Raw genomic sequence first — 14,256 nt, forward strand, 5'->3', positions numbered from 1 at the left:
ATGGACGTAGAAAAGCTCTTCAGGCCAAAGTTTGCGGTTCCGGGCATAACGCTTATTACACTCATATACCGTCTCATACCCCTCCGCTTCAAGTACCTGCTCGGCTTCGACCCCTACTTTCACCTCGCTTACATAGAGGAGGCGTTGAAGGCCGGCGAATGGTTCAACTTTTTGACCATCGCGGGTGGTCCATGGGGGTATCAGGTGAAGCTCGTCCATCCCCTCGGCCTCTGGATGACCCCCGCTTACGTCTATAAATTGCTGAGCATCTTCGGTCTCTCCCTCCAGACGGCCTTCAGGATAACGCCCGTTATATTTGGGACGCTGACGGTTCTGGCGTTCTACTTCGCCCTTTTGAGGCTCTACGATGAGAAACGTGCCTTTTTTGCCTCACTGTTCTTGGCCATAAGCTACGGGCACGTGTTCAGATCAATGGCCAACTACTATCGCGGCGACAACTACATGCTCTTCTGGTACAGCGTGGCATTCCTCGGGATTGCCCTTGCGCTCACCTATAAAAAAGGGCCCAAGCGTTTTGCCTTCTATCTCATCCCCGCCCTTGCGAGCGGGTTTGCAAGTATTTTCTGGCAGGCGTACTATCCAATCTTCATCTTCCTCCTTTCAAATGCTCTCCTTATCGGCGCTGGTGCCTTCATCCTCGGTGAGAAAGAGGGTTTTAAGGACGCCATGTTAATCGTTCTTTCCACTGTCCCCGGCGTTCTACTTGCAAACGCCCTTGGGGGGAAGTTCGGCTACGGGATGTTGGGGTATAATGACTGGACGGGGAAGCGTATCGCTGAAGAACTCGGACTTAGCTTTGGCATCCTCAAGGACGCTTACCTGATTGTTCACCTGAGATATCTCGTTCCCCTCTCGCTTGCGTTTATTGTTTTCCTGTTTCTTCTCGTGAGGATTTTGAAGGATAAGCGCCACAGGGCAGGATTCGTTATTGTTCTCGCCTTCATAGGGATTCTTCTGCTCTTCAGGGGGGCTGGTCCGCTCAAAGAGCTCTCCGCGGGATTTGGAATCTTTAAAAACTGGCCCGTCCAGGAAACAGGCCCTCCAACTAAAGGTGACCTGTGGGCATCATACAATCTCGCCCTCTTCCTCCTCCCGCTCTACGCCCTCTCCTTCAGAAGGGGGAACGTCAGGGACTTTCCGCTTCTTGGGTTAATGCTCCCATCACTTTACATGCTGGCCTTCTGGAAGCGCTTCCTTTTCATAGCCTCCCCCGCTATAGCCTTTCCAGCAGGGATTGGGCTGGTGGAGCTCTACGAAGCTATTAGGCCGCGCTTGAGTGGAAGGAAGTTCCTGGCCATCGGACTAGTACTCCTTGTCCTGATTCCCTCCACATCCGGGGCACTCGCCCTCTCGAAGGTATGGAACACGAAACCAATAATAACCGAGGAGTGGGTCGAGGCACTCACCTGGCTCAAGGAAAACTCCAACGAGAACGACATAGTTCTGGCGTGGTGGGACTACGGACACTGGATAACTTACTACTCCAGAAGGTCTCCTGTGGCGCAGGGAAGCTCCAACCCTTCCGTTGCAGCCTACCTCCTCGGCCTCCTCGGCGAGAACTGGGCACAAAATCTAGGTGTGGACTACGTGATAGTCTCTTACGAGGACTTCCTCAAACTGGGACCGATTATCAACACGGTAAAACTCTCCAAGCGGTGGGAGAACATCACGGATGAGGAGTACGGCTTTGCCCTCCTCCCCCTAACGGGGGTGTATGGAAACATATTCACCTTTGAGAACGGTCCTTATAAGGCTCTCGTAGCCAAGAGGAACACAATCTGGGAAGCAAAGGTTGTGGCGGGCGGCGCTACCGGGTATCCCTCGGAGCTCCTGGTGGAGGTTGGCAATGAAACTATCAACGCCCCGCTTTCCTCCCGCGCTTCTCTCGGTCCCGTCCTCTACGTCAACCTGAACTACGGCTATGCGTTCCTCATGAGCCGAACCATAGCGAACACAACCATGGCGCGCCTCTTTACTGGCGATGCTCCGAATCACTACCGTCTCGTTTATTCGGACGGCGGAAGGATTAAGATATACCGATTCGAGCACCCCAATGTGATAGTTACAAGAACAAACGGCACTGTAGTGTTTCACTTCAAGAACACCACAGGAACGGGACTAGGAATATGGGGCTTCCTCGACAACGGGACGCTCGTCTTCAAGAAGTGGTACGGTGTTAAGGGTCTTGAGGAGTTTGAGCTGCCGGGAGATGTTAACGGGACAGTGATAAGATATGCCTATGCAGAGGGAAAACAAATTGTTGACAGGGGAGTGTTCAGATGCAATGGGAGGAAGCAAAATGTGTCAAAAAGTAGTGTTTTACAAATTTTCGTATCAAAAAACTTATTAAATGCGCGGCGGTAAAGCCTAATAACCTGATCAGTATGGGGGTAATCACTCCAACAGGGGACGGACATGAGGACGCTGATAATAATTCCCGCGTACAACGAAGAGCTTACGATTGGATCAATCGTTGCGCTGGCCAAGAAGTACGGCGACGTTCTGGTAGTTGATGATGGCTCAAGCGATAGAACATCGGAGATCGCTCAAAAGGCAGGGGCCATCGTTATAAGGCACAAAACCAACAGCGGCAAGGGTGCCGCCCTGAGGACGGGCTTCGAGTACGCGCTTAGTAAGGACTACGATGTTGTTGTAACAATTGACGCCGATGGACAGCACAACCCTGAGGAGATTCCTTACCTCGTTGAGCCACTCATTAAAGGAGAAGCTGATTTTGTTATAGGCTCCCGCTATCTTAACGGTTCTAAGAAGAAGATACCGTTGTACAGGAGACTCGGCCTCTGGGTGCTTAACAAGAGCACCAAAGTTGCCTCGAAGATGGAAGTTGACTCGCAGAGCGGGTTCAGGGCCCTAAGGAGAAAGGCCCTTGAGAAGTTGAACTTAAGCAGCAGTGGCTACGCCGTTGAGACTGACATGGTGATCAACGCAAGGGAACAGGGGCTTAGGATTAAAGAGGTCCCGATAAGTGTGAGGTACGATGTCCCGAACAAGCACAAGAAGAACCCGGTTTCCCACGGCTTGGGTGTCCTGGCCAGCGTTGTTGGTTTAATTGGGTATAAAAGGCCCCTCCTGCTCTTTGGGGTTTTGAGTTTGATGTCCTTTGTAACTGCTGGAGTACTGGCTTACTTGGCCCTCCAGCCTTATTATCACGGGGGAAGGGTTTTTTTAACTCAGGCAATAGGTGCGGGCATATTTACTATAATAGGAATACAGCTCTTTGTTGCAGGACTGACGTTGAACGTGTTAGCGAAGATGGTGAGGGAGTGAGTTATGGTGTTAAAATCACCAAGTATTGCTCTAGTGGGCTCTAGAGGCATTCCAGGGAGGTACGGGGGAACTGAAACAGTTGTTCATGAACTCTCGAAGAGATTGAAAGCCAAATTTCAGGTTTATGTAACATGTGAGTCCGATAGATTCTCTGAGGATGAATATGACGGAATAATCAGAGTTCATATTCCATCTGTCCAAGGAAAGAGCTTGACTATCCCCTCGGTCAATGACGTCATTGCTACCACGTACCTCCTTCTTAGACACTCCAAAGACGTTGATCTTATTTACCACGTTTCGCCTGATGGTGCTCTGGCAGCTGTTCTCTCAAGACTGGCAAAGAAGAGGGTCCTAATAAACTCTGATGGTGTTGAGTGGCGCAGGTTAATAAAGAGGAGCCGGTTTGTGCCGTTTCACCTCTTCCCGCTTTACCTCGCTACGATGGTACACATGTACCTGATGGAGCGCCTTTCCTGCAAGTTGCCGGATGTCACTATTGCAGATTCTCTTGCCATCGAAGAACATCTTAAGAGAATGCACAAACCAAAAAAAGTGGTATACATTGCCTATGGGGCGAGGGAATTGATGCCCTCAAGCATTCCAAAGGAAGAGGAGCGTAGTATTTTAGGAAAATTCGGCATTAAACCTAGAGGATACTATCTCACTGTGGCTAGAATAGTTGCGGAGAACAACATCCACATTGAACTGGAGGGGTTTAAAAAAGCAAACTCAACAAAGAAGCTTGTTATCGTTGGGAACTTCAACAAAAATGATCCGTATAGTAAACATCTCTTCAAACTGGCCAAGGGCAATGAGAATATACTTTTACTTGACCCAATCTATGACCGGGAAATCCTTGGAGTTTTAAGGAAGAATGCCTTTGCCTATATCCACGCCTATGAAGTTGGGGGGACAAATCCTTCCCTGCTTGAGCAGATGCTGTTCAAGAGACCTATCTTGGCATATGATGTCCCATTTAACAAGGAAGTCTTGCAAGAGGGAGGAATATACTTTAAAGATGCCGAGGATTTAGCCAATAAAATGGAGATGCTTGAGAGAGGGGAGTTCAATTTAAGGCTTATAAAGAAAACCCAGATTAAGAGAATAAAGAGACAGTACAACTGGGAGAAAGTTGCAGGGGAGTATGAAAGGTTGTTTAGACTAGTATTGCGGGGGCGGTCTTATGAGGGAGAATGATGTTAAAGTTTTTGTGCTGGGGCTTGATGGAGGCTCTTGGAATGTCATAATGCCGTTAATCACGGAAGGCAAGTTGCCCACATTCAAAAGGCTTCTTGAAAAAGGGGCTTATGGCAAATTAAAAAGTATCATACCACCAATCTCGGTTCCTGCTTGGAAATGCTATTTTACTGGAAAAGATCCCGGCAAGTTGGGGGTTTATGCATTTCTCAAGTTTGATCCAGGAACGTATAAACTAAAAGTCGCGGATTCTCGTGACTTTAAGTCTCTTGATCTTGCGGACATCTTGGGTATGCATAACAAAAGAATTGTAATCTACAAAATGTTCTCTACATATCCAGCCAAAAAGGTTAATGGTGTTATGATAACGGATTTTCCAAACTTGCCCAAGGGAACTTACCCGGAAGGGTTGTATGAGATCATTAAGAAAAAATTTGGGGAAATCTTTCACAATATTGCTTTTACTACGGACAGAGTACGCACCTATGAAATAGTGCTCGAGGAGACAAAGAGGGACTTTGAAGTCATTAAGTGGTTAATAACTGAAAATAATCCCGATTTCGTTCATATGAGTGTTCCCCACACTGATGGTGTCCAGCACTTCTTCTGGAGGGATATGCTAGATCCGGAATCTCCATATCATGATTACATAGAACGTATGTGGGTTATGGTGGACGGCCTTGTTGGGGATTTGCTGAAGTTCCTCGAAAGCACGGGAGATAAGTGGTATTTCTTCATAATGTCAGACCATGGTTTTACAGAGTGCAAATACCGCTTTAATATTGCAAACTGGCTGATAAAGAAAGGCTATCTGAAGCTGACTTTTAGAGGGAAAGTTATTAGGAGTGTTTCAAGAATTATCTCGCTTGATACTGCTTACAAGATTGTCGAAAAAACGATCAAGTTTGGCAATGAAAAACTGAGAATAAAACGACTTAAATGGGGAGTTCAGCACAAGCTGGCAGGTGACGTACTTTACCAGGTTATAGGCTTCAAAAACACGAAGGTTATACCCATTGAGGGCCAGCTGCTGTACCTAAACCGCCGGCTGTTCAAGAATGAAGAGGAAAGAAAACGCTTTGTCACCCAGCTTGTTAGTGAACTCAAAAATATAATAAGACCTGATGGTGAGCCATTTACACTGGAAATCTACGAGGGACATCAGTTATACAACGAGAATGCACCAGATATAATTCTGTTGCCCAATCAGACGTACGTGTATTCTCTTCCGTTCATCCATAGTGATTGGGACATCCCCCCAGAAGGCAAATGGACTGGAATGCATGATCTATATGGAATTTTTGTTGCCGTTGGAGGAGGGATAAAAGAAAATTATGAAGTTGATGGGGCAAGGTTGGTGGATCTAATGCCTACGATACTACAAGTGTATGGTATTCCGATCCCAAAAGATGTAAGTGGAAAAGTCTTAAGGGATATTTTTGAGGACAGAGAATTTAGAGAAGAGGAGCCTGAATATGTTGATTATAACCTTAAAATGCAAGTGAGGAAGATTGCAAAAAAGTTGAAACTGTAGGTGTGGTAATATGAGAATACTAATGACCGCTCCTCCTCTAGCCGATGTTTTATCTCCGGGGGGAATTTATAAAGTCATTAGGGAAATATCTAAAAATCTTGTTAAGAGGGGGCATGAAGTTATTGTTTTACAGTTAAACCCCCTAAATCGACCAAATGAGGAGGAGTATGATGGGTTTAAGATAATCCGAGTTGATTCAAAACATTTCTATGGACTGAGCCTTGGGATGTACTCCTACCTGAAAAAGCATTTAGCTGAGTTGGATCCAGATATTGTTCATGTTCATGGGTATCATAATTTGCTTGCCCCTGAAGTAATTTGGGTAATCAAAAGAAACTACCCCTCTGTACCTTTGGTATTTTCACCTCATTTGGATGTGGCTAGGAGCACATTGGGGGGTAGATATTTTTGGAGAGGTTATAATGCCATTATCGGAAAGAAAGCATTTGACCTAGCGGATCGTATAATTTCACCTTCTGAATTTGAGGTCAACATTCTTGTACACCAATTTAGCATTAGTCCAGATAAAATCTTAATAATACCACATGGTGTGGATATAATTGATACAGAAAAGCCTCTAAAGCAGAGAGATAAAATCTGCCTTCTTTATTCTGGTTATTTAATAAAGAGGAAAAGGGTTGAGTATGTATTGGAGAGCCTGCATAGCTTAGTTTATGATTTCGGAGTGGACGATGTTATCCTCACGATAATTGGGGAAGGTCCAGAGAAAAAAAGATTATTAGAGTTAGCTAGGAAACTAAGGATTATGAATAAGATAGAATGGAAACCCTTTTTACCAAGAAAGGAATTTATAAATAAAATAAAAAACGCAGATGTGTTTTTGTTGCTCTCTGAATCTGAGGCATATGGAATAACTGTTGCGGAAGCTCTAGCTTTGGGGACCCCGGTAATAGTAACAAAAAAAGCTGCTTTAAGAGAGTTTCTAACTGAGCCTGGGTGCTTTGGTGTGGATTACCCTCCAAATCCAAAAGAGGTTGCTAGATTAATACTAGAGATTGCTAATAATGATGTTAAAGTGGGGCCGTTTAGTAAAAAGATAAGAACTTGGAAGGAGGTGGTAAAAGACTATGAAAACCTTTACAAAGATATACTTGGAATATGAAGTCAAAAATAATAAAAAGATTAATGCTGTCTTCTTGAGTTGGTACTTTCCAAAAGGAAGTGGGGGATTTACATATCGGAAAAAACTTTTAACCTTGTTATCTTCACTTGAGTCAATTGGAAGGATAACGGTTTTGACAAGTGATAATGAGTTGAAAAAAATTCAGAATTCCAAAATTAGAGTGCTTATTTTAAATGATACTATTCCAAAAAACCCACTGTCTAGATTCCTTAAATTTTTGCTGTTCCAATTTAAGACAATACTCCATCTCATAAAACTTAGTAGAGATTACTCAATGGTGTTTGTCATGGCCGGAAACAATTTTACTTTTCCAGTGTTGTTTTCTAAATTCATTTTAAAAAAGAAAATTGTATATTTAATGTCTGGTGTGGGAGGCATGTCAGTATGGAAGTTATATTCAAAAAATCTCTTGTCAAGACTAGTTGCTATTTTGGATGAACTTGTTCTTCTGATTAGTGATTTCATTATCCTCGAATCTCCTGGATTAAAAGATACCCTCAAGCTTGATAGATACAGGGGAAAAGTTATTCAAAATGGACGTATGTATGTAGAATCAGAAAAAATGCAGTACATAACTCCCTTTTCTAAACGAGCAACTTTGGTTGGGTATATTGGTAGACTAAGTCCTGAAAAGGGGATTGTAAATTTTATACATGGAATATTAAAAATATTTAATGAGCCCAAAAGAAGTTCCCAGTGTGGATTTAATGTTATCATTGGAGGCAAGGGGCCTTTAGAGAGTAAAATTAGGGAATTAGTAATCCAGCAGAATGACGACATCAAAATGAAAATAAAAATTTTGGGGTATATCCCCGACAATGAACTAATAAATGTACTGAATAAGTTGAGACTTCTAGTGTTCCCATCCCCAATAAATAGTTTAGACGGATTGCCTAATATAATATTAGAAGCAATGGCATGTGGAACTCCGGTATTAGCAACGTCTACAGGAGCAATATTAGATGTAATTATTGATGAAACGACTGGGTTTATTATGGGTAGCAACTCTCCGGGGGATATCTCAAGGAATATTAAGAGGGCACTAATGCACCCAGAGTTGCTGAAAATATCGAAAAAAGGCATGGAATCCATAAGAAAAGAATTTAGTTTTGATAGTGCTTTAAGACGATGGGAGAGAATAATATCCACTTATCTTGGTGAGGGAAAATGGTAAATCGGATTAAAATTGTTATGTTAGTAGAGGCTATGATCTTAGCATTTGTTATATTGCTAGTAGATATCCTGACCAATAGGTTTTCTTATTACTCTGGGGATAATATCTTTATTGAATTTCCGTTATTGGCGTGGATTTTGATATTATTGATACCATGTATCGGTGGTTATATAATATGGACATCCAAAAACGAAAACAAAAAGACAACAATATTCATCCCTGTTGGGTTGATTTATGTACTTCTCCTTTATTCTCTTAACATATATTTTATAATTCCATATCGACAAGTTGAAACTACGAGTATTCCTCTTGCCATAAAACTACTCGTTAAATATCCTCACATTAACAAAGATCTTGCGGGTATTTATTCATACCCGGTTTCATATCCTCTTTTTTTCATAATGGCGAGATTTATCATGTTAATATCTGAGGTTGGAGCGACGACATTATACACTTTGTTCTTTATTATATTTCTTGTGATATTTTATTTTATTCTCCTATCATATTATTCTACTGATGAGGATATGTTTTCAAGTGTGTTAGCTGTTTTAGGATATACAGTCCTTTCTTTTTATGTGATAAATTTCCAATTCGCCCCTCAAACTTTCTCATTGATGTATCTTCCTCTTTTGTATAAGATTACGACATCTACATTACATTCAAATTCGATTGCAAAAAATATGGTGCTCTTATTTATTCTTTGGACATCATTAATACTCACACATCCATTTATGTTTATTTTTTATATTCTTCCCACATCTTTTCTACTTGGGTATCTGTATATAAATAAATCCTCGTATACATCAAAATTTGGGATAGCAATTTTTACTTTATGGGGGTCATACCTAGCGGGGTTTGTTTATATTTATTACCTCAAACTACGGGTTCCCCTCGTTTTGTTCTTTAGAACTATTGGAAGGTCAATGGGGGAAACTTGGTTGGTAATTAGGTGGTTTCTTAGAACAATGAGTAGCCCTCAGGCTCCTAAGGTATTCCCACACTATGATATGGTACCTAGATTTTTTAATGCCTTTCAAGCAACGGGCGTTAGATTGATACTAATTACGTTGCTTCTTTTGGTAATTTATGGCATATTCAAAGAAGTCATTACTGACAAAAGAACACTACAATTTGTGTATGATATCCTTGTGTTGATCTCTTCTGTGATTTTATTTTTAGTTGGACTTTTCACGATTTTTCTTGGTCAGAGAGCACTTCAGGTATTCATGATGCCCATTTCGAGATATATTAAAAATTTAAAAGCTTACAAACGTTTGTTATTAATGCTAATAATCATATTAATTGTGACGCCTTTTATGTATACTCTTAATGTCTTGATAAGTTTAAGTGTAGGGCCTCAGTTATTTGTCCAGGACACATATCTAGTGACATCAGGATTATTTGGAGAAATGAATTTTCCCGATGCTTGCAATATTTCTGTTGTGAGAGAAATATATCCAACAGTATATCCAAACCGTCATAAGTTTGAGTTTTCGACAGACTTCTATCCAAAGGCGAATTCCAACTGGGACTATTTATATTGGTCTCCAAAATTTACCCATGTGGCTAGATATTTCGGGATTTATGATGAGTATAAAAAAGAACAAATGGTATCAAATTGGATTTATAATAACTATATCGTAACTATACTGTCAGGATAATAATGAATCTAAGAACAGAGATAGTACATGTGAATCCCGATGTTTAATTGAAAGAATAATAATTCCGATGCTTATTTTAATGGCTACATGCAAAAAGCGATGAAAAAAGCTCAATCTGTCCGAGTGTTTCTGTATCAATTTAATATAATCTAAATGGGTCTTAATAAAGAGCTCCGGGGATACGCTTGCAACTTTCTTTCTGGCAACTCCCACTTTATGCCAAATCTTGGCTTTTGGAACATACATGTTAATCAATTCCCGTTTTGAGGCATGGATACAGAGATCAACATCTTCATTTCCAAAGAAATAGTCCTGACTTAGTATAGTTAGTCTTCCCAAGTTGTTAACTTTTAAAAGCATTGAAGCTCCAGTAATCCAATCCACACTAGTTGGGGAGGTGCTATACTTTTCGGCGATTTTTTGATCTCTGTGATAATAAAACCATCCAAATTGAGATAATTCTCCTCCGGCGAACCATATCACGTCATCCCTTCCATTGTAGTCGTAATAATATATTTTTGGACCAACAATTCCAATCTTCTCATCACTCTCTGCAACTTTAATGAGCTCTATTAAAAAGTTCGGATCTACAACGGTATCATTATTTAATAGTAACACATAGTCTGGGTTTAGAACACTCAGAGCAAACTTTATCCCAACGTTATTCCCGCCAGCAAATCCGTAGTTGTCTTCGTTTTTGATTAAAATCATCCTTCTATTGGAATCAAATTTCCCGTAATGAGGTCTGTTGAACTTCCCCTGTTTTGCTTCATTTTCAAGTATCTCAAAAACCTTAATCGGTTTGTTATATGGATTGTACTCAAAGAACTTTGAATTAACCTTGATTTTCCCCGCTGCATACTCTTTAATTTTTTGAACAGAGTCATCTTCTGACCCATTATCCACAACGATAACATCATAGTTGGGATAGGTTATCCGATAAAGCGATTCGAGGCATTCAATAGTGTCTCTCCAGCCGTTCCAGTTTAAAATGATAATCGAAACTCTAGGAACCTTCGACATATTTTTTCACCATTTTAACTACCGCATCCATATTTGCATACTCCCAACTTCCGAATCTTCCAATGCTGTCGATTCCTATCGTCTTTAAATAACTAAATATTGTTTTAAGATTTTCTTTATAATTCAGATCGTAAATCACATAGGCATACTTGAATCTATAAACTGTTGTTAGGATTACCTCATCCTTATCAATTATTCCTAACCTATCCAAATCTTCCACAGTTCTCTCTGCAATTTCTTTGTCACTCGCCCGGCTTACCCCATCCCCGTCTTTGTATGTTATCTCAGCCAGAACTGAAGACTTCCCTTGAGGAGCCCCATAAGGCGAATAGTTGGAGGGGAAGCTAACCCTGTGAGTTAAAACGTCCTTATCCGGAATGTAGAGCCATGAAAAGTCATTGAGTTTTGGCTTATCAACTCCTATTCCGACCGTTATTAGAGAGTTGAACTTCAAGTTATTTACTGCCTCGATAACTTCATTGGGCACGTCTTCTAGGGCTTTAATTAACTCTTGCAATGGAATTGTAGAAATTAGCTTATCAACTTCAAATTCTTGCTTCCCGTTCGAGATTATCCACTTCCCTTCTTCTTTTTTGATCTTTCTGACTTCAAAATTTGTAATTATGTTACCATTTATCGGCTTTTCAAAGGCTTTTGCCAGGCTCTGTATCCCACCGTATTTTGGATAATAGAAGTAGATCTGGTGAGTATAGCCTTCAGTTGGTATTCCAAGGGAGGACTTTATTATGTCCTCAACTGGTGGCTGGGGGATTCTATCGACCCAGACTGTGCTCATTTGATCTAGGGGGTACTTCCAAATCTTCTCGTTGTAGGGGATCAGATATTTTTCTGCAATTCCTTTACCAAATGTGTAGTAGAACCACTCTTTCATATTTCGTGGGGGGTTCAGTAGTCCCTTCTCTTTTGAGATTAGGTTCTGGACAAAGTAGTATAAGCACTCAAAATTGTCCCTCTTTGGCAAATCAGCTAAGCCGTTCTCGAAGGGATACTTTATGTAGTGTCCTTTATAAAGAATTTTAGTGTTTCTTCGGTTTCTAACAACGTTGTCTCCGAGCAGTGACACCATTAAATTGAGGATCCCTTTGTCCTTTGAAAATATTATGTGGGAACCGCCAATATCAAAGGTAAATCCATCTATTTGAATTGACTTTAACAATCCTGAAGTTTCTTGGTTCTTTTCGAGGATCATAAACTTATAGCTTTTTTGATTAAGAAAATATCCTAACGAAAGTCCTGTCAAACCACCGCCGAGGATCCCTATCTCTTCCTTCATCGAATATCCCTCACCTTTACAGCTTTAAATATGAAGGAAGATGAAAATAATTGGGGACGATACATTCTTTTAATGAGAGGATATATGGGCTGGAATCTTTTCCTTATAGTATACATCATGATCCCTATAGGCCTGTATAAGACTGCTCTGTCAGAGAAATCCTCTAAGATATCGAAGCCATAGGTACTTAGGAAATTTCTAAATCCTGAGTAGGTGTAGAACCGGATGTGAGGCCAGTTCCATTCGAAAAATTTCTCGTTTCTCCAATATCCCGCGTGATCCCGATATAGGTTCCCCCCAAACAGTATATGAATTCGAGACAGCAAACCGAAATGATTTGGAACGTCAACAATAAAAATTCCTTTGGGCTTTAATACCCTGTTAATCTCTTGTAATGTTTTATATGGCCTAACCAAGTGTTCTAAAACCTGGCTGCAGATAACTAGGTCAAAGGACTTGTCTTCAAATGGAAATCTTTCTTCAATATTAGCTTTAATAACGTTTATTCCCCTCTTCTTTGCCCTAGAAATTGCGACTTCGTTGATCTCTAACCCATAAACTTCATTCTTCTCGACTAACCATTCTATTTTTGATCCTGTGCCAACTCCAACATCTAGTATCCGCAGATTTTTAGGCTCCCCGATGATTTCTTTGAATAATCTCTGAGCTCCGTATCCTGTCTCCTCGTCTATATCTATCATCTTGAGGTAATCATTTTTGTAGTACTCCTCGATACTCTTCATACTATCCCATCTCCCTTCAGGGCTTTTTTGAATAATCTTTCTACATTATCAACAGTCTTATCCCAGGTGAACTGTCTTGCAGTTTTTGGACCTTCTTTTCTAAACTGTTCTCTTAAATCTTCATCTTCTAGCAATCGTAGTATAGCATCAGCCAATGCTTTAGGATCTTTTGGTGGAACAACTAGTGCATTTTTTTCATGGAATGCATAATCTTCTGTTCCGTATCTTGTAGTTACAACGGGGGCACCACACGCCATAGCTTCAAGCGGCGGGAGCGGGAAACTTTCGTACCAAGAAGGGGTTACAACGACGTCTGCGGAGGAGTACAACACGGCAAGCTCTTCGTCACTTGGTGATTGGACAAATGTGTAATTAACAGTGGGATGGGAGTACTTTGGCCTAGCTGGACCATATACTATAAATTCGATGTCTTTTCTGTGTTTAAAAACTATGGCCATAGCTTCAAGAAGTTCTGGGAATCCTTTCCATCTTCGATTTGAACCGTAAGCAACAACTCTTAATTTTTTCTTTTCTCCGTTAACTTCGCGAGGATAAAATATATTGTGGTCAATAGCAGGATTGAGTATGGGGGTTTCTACACCGTATCTCTCTCTGATGATATTGTGAAGCCATATGGAGTTTGATATCTTGTTTAGTGGTAAGTAATATGTGATCTCGGCCAACTTCTTTAGATAATGATCGTCAAAAAACAGGGTTTCATAATGTTGCATATGGTAGAATGGTATCCCTTTCCCACTTATGAAAACTGGATATGCCGTCAAACAATAGGTAGCGACGTTTATATCGCAATCGGGCATTCTTGCTGATAGTCTTTCTATCCCGTCGTATTGGGGCATGTGTAAGTTTGAAATCCTTCTTAGACCAAGTAGAAATAGTTTCCAAACTTTGTTCGGTCCAGTGTATATTAGATTAACCTTGGCGCTGATGGAAAATGGTATTTTTTTCACTTGTGGTTCATCCCCGAGAGTTGTTATAGAAATCTCATGGCCTCTTTCGGCTAGTCTATTTGCGATTTCAACTAATACTCGGTTCCCTCCGGTAGGGCCGATCCCGAACATGGTATAATTAATTCTCATATTTAGCCCTCCTTACCAAATTGTATTCCCCTTTACAGATTCTAATTGCATGAGTTGATGATTTTTTACCCACCCGGTTT

11 protein-coding genes are annotated in these 14,256 nt (G+C 41.1%); 7 read left to right on the top strand and 4 right to left on the bottom strand.

Annotation, left to right across the window (positions count from 1 at the left end; translation table 11 throughout):
• The 7 genes from PFER_RS07525 to PFER_RS07555 are packed head-to-tail and all read left to right on the top strand — an operon-like array spanning position 1 to position 10,019.
• Complete coding sequence (locus tag PFER_RS07525) at positions 1-2,385, top strand: glycosyltransferase family 39 protein (protein WP_084593934.1); 2,385 nt, start codon at positions 1-3, stop codon at positions 2,383-2,385.
• A gap of 51 nt (positions 2,386-2,436) precedes the next feature.
• Positions 2,437-3,309 carry a glycosyltransferase family 2 protein gene (locus PFER_RS07530; protein ID WP_048150665.1) on the top strand — a complete coding sequence of 291 codons (873 nt, stop codon included), beginning with the start codon at positions 2,437-2,439 and terminating at the stop codon, positions 3,307-3,309.
• Between the two features lie 3 nt (positions 3,310-3,312).
• Positions 3,313-4,506 (top strand): DUF1972 domain-containing protein, encoded by a 1,194-nt coding sequence (locus tag PFER_RS07535; protein ID WP_048150667.1) that lies wholly within the window; start codon positions 3,313-3,315, stop codon positions 4,504-4,506.
• Complete coding sequence (locus PFER_RS07540; RefSeq protein WP_048150670.1) at positions 4,493-6,040, top strand: alkaline phosphatase family protein; 1,548 nt, start codon at positions 4,493-4,495, stop codon at positions 6,038-6,040. Before PFER_RS07535 ends, PFER_RS07540 begins: the two co-directional genes overlap by 14 nt.
• A 10-nt stretch (positions 6,041-6,050) precedes the next feature.
• On the top strand, positions 6,051-7,163 hold the full coding sequence (locus PFER_RS07545; RefSeq protein WP_048150673.1) for a glycosyltransferase family 4 protein: 1,113 nt from the start codon (positions 6,051-6,053) through the stop codon (positions 7,161-7,163).
• Positions 7,153-8,358: a glycosyltransferase family 4 protein gene (locus tag PFER_RS07550; RefSeq protein ID WP_170218355.1), complete on the top strand. Its 1,206-nt coding sequence runs from the start codon at positions 7,153-7,155 to the stop codon at positions 8,356-8,358. The genes PFER_RS07545 and PFER_RS07550 overlap by 11 nt, the downstream gene beginning before the upstream one ends.
• Positions 8,352-10,019: a hypothetical protein gene (locus PFER_RS07555; RefSeq protein WP_048150678.1), complete on the top strand. Its 1,668-nt coding sequence runs from the start codon at positions 8,352-8,354 to the stop codon at positions 10,017-10,019. Before PFER_RS07550 ends, PFER_RS07555 begins: the two co-directional genes overlap by 7 nt.
• Here PFER_RS07555 and PFER_RS07560 read toward each other — a convergent pair.
• From PFER_RS07560 to PFER_RS07575, 4 genes are read right to left on the bottom strand one after another with little or no spacing between them, the layout of a single operon-like run.
• A complete protein-coding gene (locus PFER_RS07560) occupies positions 10,011-11,042 on the bottom strand; it encodes a glycosyltransferase family 2 protein (protein ID WP_048150681.1) in 1,032 nt (343 codons plus the stop codon). The two genes, PFER_RS07555 and PFER_RS07560, sit on opposite strands and share 9 nt — an antisense overlap.
• Positions 11,026-12,336, bottom strand: coding sequence for a protoporphyrinogen/coproporphyrinogen oxidase (locus PFER_RS07565; RefSeq protein ID WP_048150683.1), 1,311 nt, complete (start codon positions 12,334-12,336; stop codon positions 11,026-11,028). The genes PFER_RS07560 and PFER_RS07565 overlap by 17 nt, the downstream gene beginning before the upstream one ends.
• Positions 12,333-13,079 (bottom strand): class I SAM-dependent methyltransferase, encoded by a 747-nt coding sequence (locus PFER_RS07570; RefSeq protein ID WP_048150686.1) that lies wholly within the window; start codon positions 13,077-13,079, stop codon positions 12,333-12,335. Before PFER_RS07570 ends, PFER_RS07565 begins: the two co-directional genes overlap by 4 nt.
• Positions 13,076-14,176, bottom strand: coding sequence for a glycosyltransferase family 4 protein (locus tag PFER_RS07575; protein WP_048150688.1), 1,101 nt, complete (start codon positions 14,174-14,176; stop codon positions 13,076-13,078). Before PFER_RS07575 ends, PFER_RS07570 begins: the two co-directional genes overlap by 4 nt.
• Between the last annotated feature and the right edge of the window lie 80 nt (positions 14,177-14,256).

This window comes from Palaeococcus ferrophilus DSM 13482, assembly GCF_000966265.1.
Taxonomy (GTDB): domain Archaea; phylum Methanobacteriota_B; class Thermococci; order Thermococcales; family Thermococcaceae; genus Palaeococcus; species Palaeococcus ferrophilus.

What these genes read in the sequence shown, in the direction of transcription:
- PFER_RS07560 (WP_048150681.1), bottom strand. Translation starts at nt 11,042, where the DNA reads ATGTCGAAGGTTCCTAGAGTTTCGATTATCATTTTAAACTGGAACGGC.
- PFER_RS07525 (WP_084593934.1), top strand. Translation starts at nt 1, where the DNA reads ATGGACGTAGAAAAGCTCTTCAGGCCAAAGTTTGCGGTTCCGGGCATA.
- PFER_RS07570 (WP_048150686.1), bottom strand. Translation starts at nt 13,079, where the DNA reads ATGAAGAGTATCGAGGAGTACTACAAAAATGATTACCTCAAGATGATA.
- PFER_RS07555 (WP_048150678.1), top strand. Translation starts at nt 8,352, where the DNA reads ATGGTAAATCGGATTAAAATTGTTATGTTAGTAGAGGCTATGATCTTA.
- PFER_RS07575 (WP_048150688.1), bottom strand. Translation starts at nt 14,176, where the DNA reads ATGAGAATTAATTATACCATGTTCGGGATCGGCCCTACCGGAGGGAAC.
- PFER_RS07540 (WP_048150670.1), top strand. Translation starts at nt 4,493, where the DNA reads ATGAGGGAGAATGATGTTAAAGTTTTTGTGCTGGGGCTTGATGGAGGC.
- PFER_RS07565 (WP_048150683.1), bottom strand. Translation starts at nt 12,336, where the DNA reads ATGAAGGAAGAGATAGGGATCCTCGGCGGTGGTTTGACAGGACTTTCG.
- PFER_RS07545 (WP_048150673.1), top strand. Translation starts at nt 6,051, where the DNA reads ATGAGAATACTAATGACCGCTCCTCCTCTAGCCGATGTTTTATCTCCG.
- PFER_RS07530 (WP_048150665.1), top strand. Translation starts at nt 2,437, where the DNA reads ATGAGGACGCTGATAATAATTCCCGCGTACAACGAAGAGCTTACGATT.
- PFER_RS07535 (WP_048150667.1), top strand. Translation starts at nt 3,313, where the DNA reads ATGGTGTTAAAATCACCAAGTATTGCTCTAGTGGGCTCTAGAGGCATT.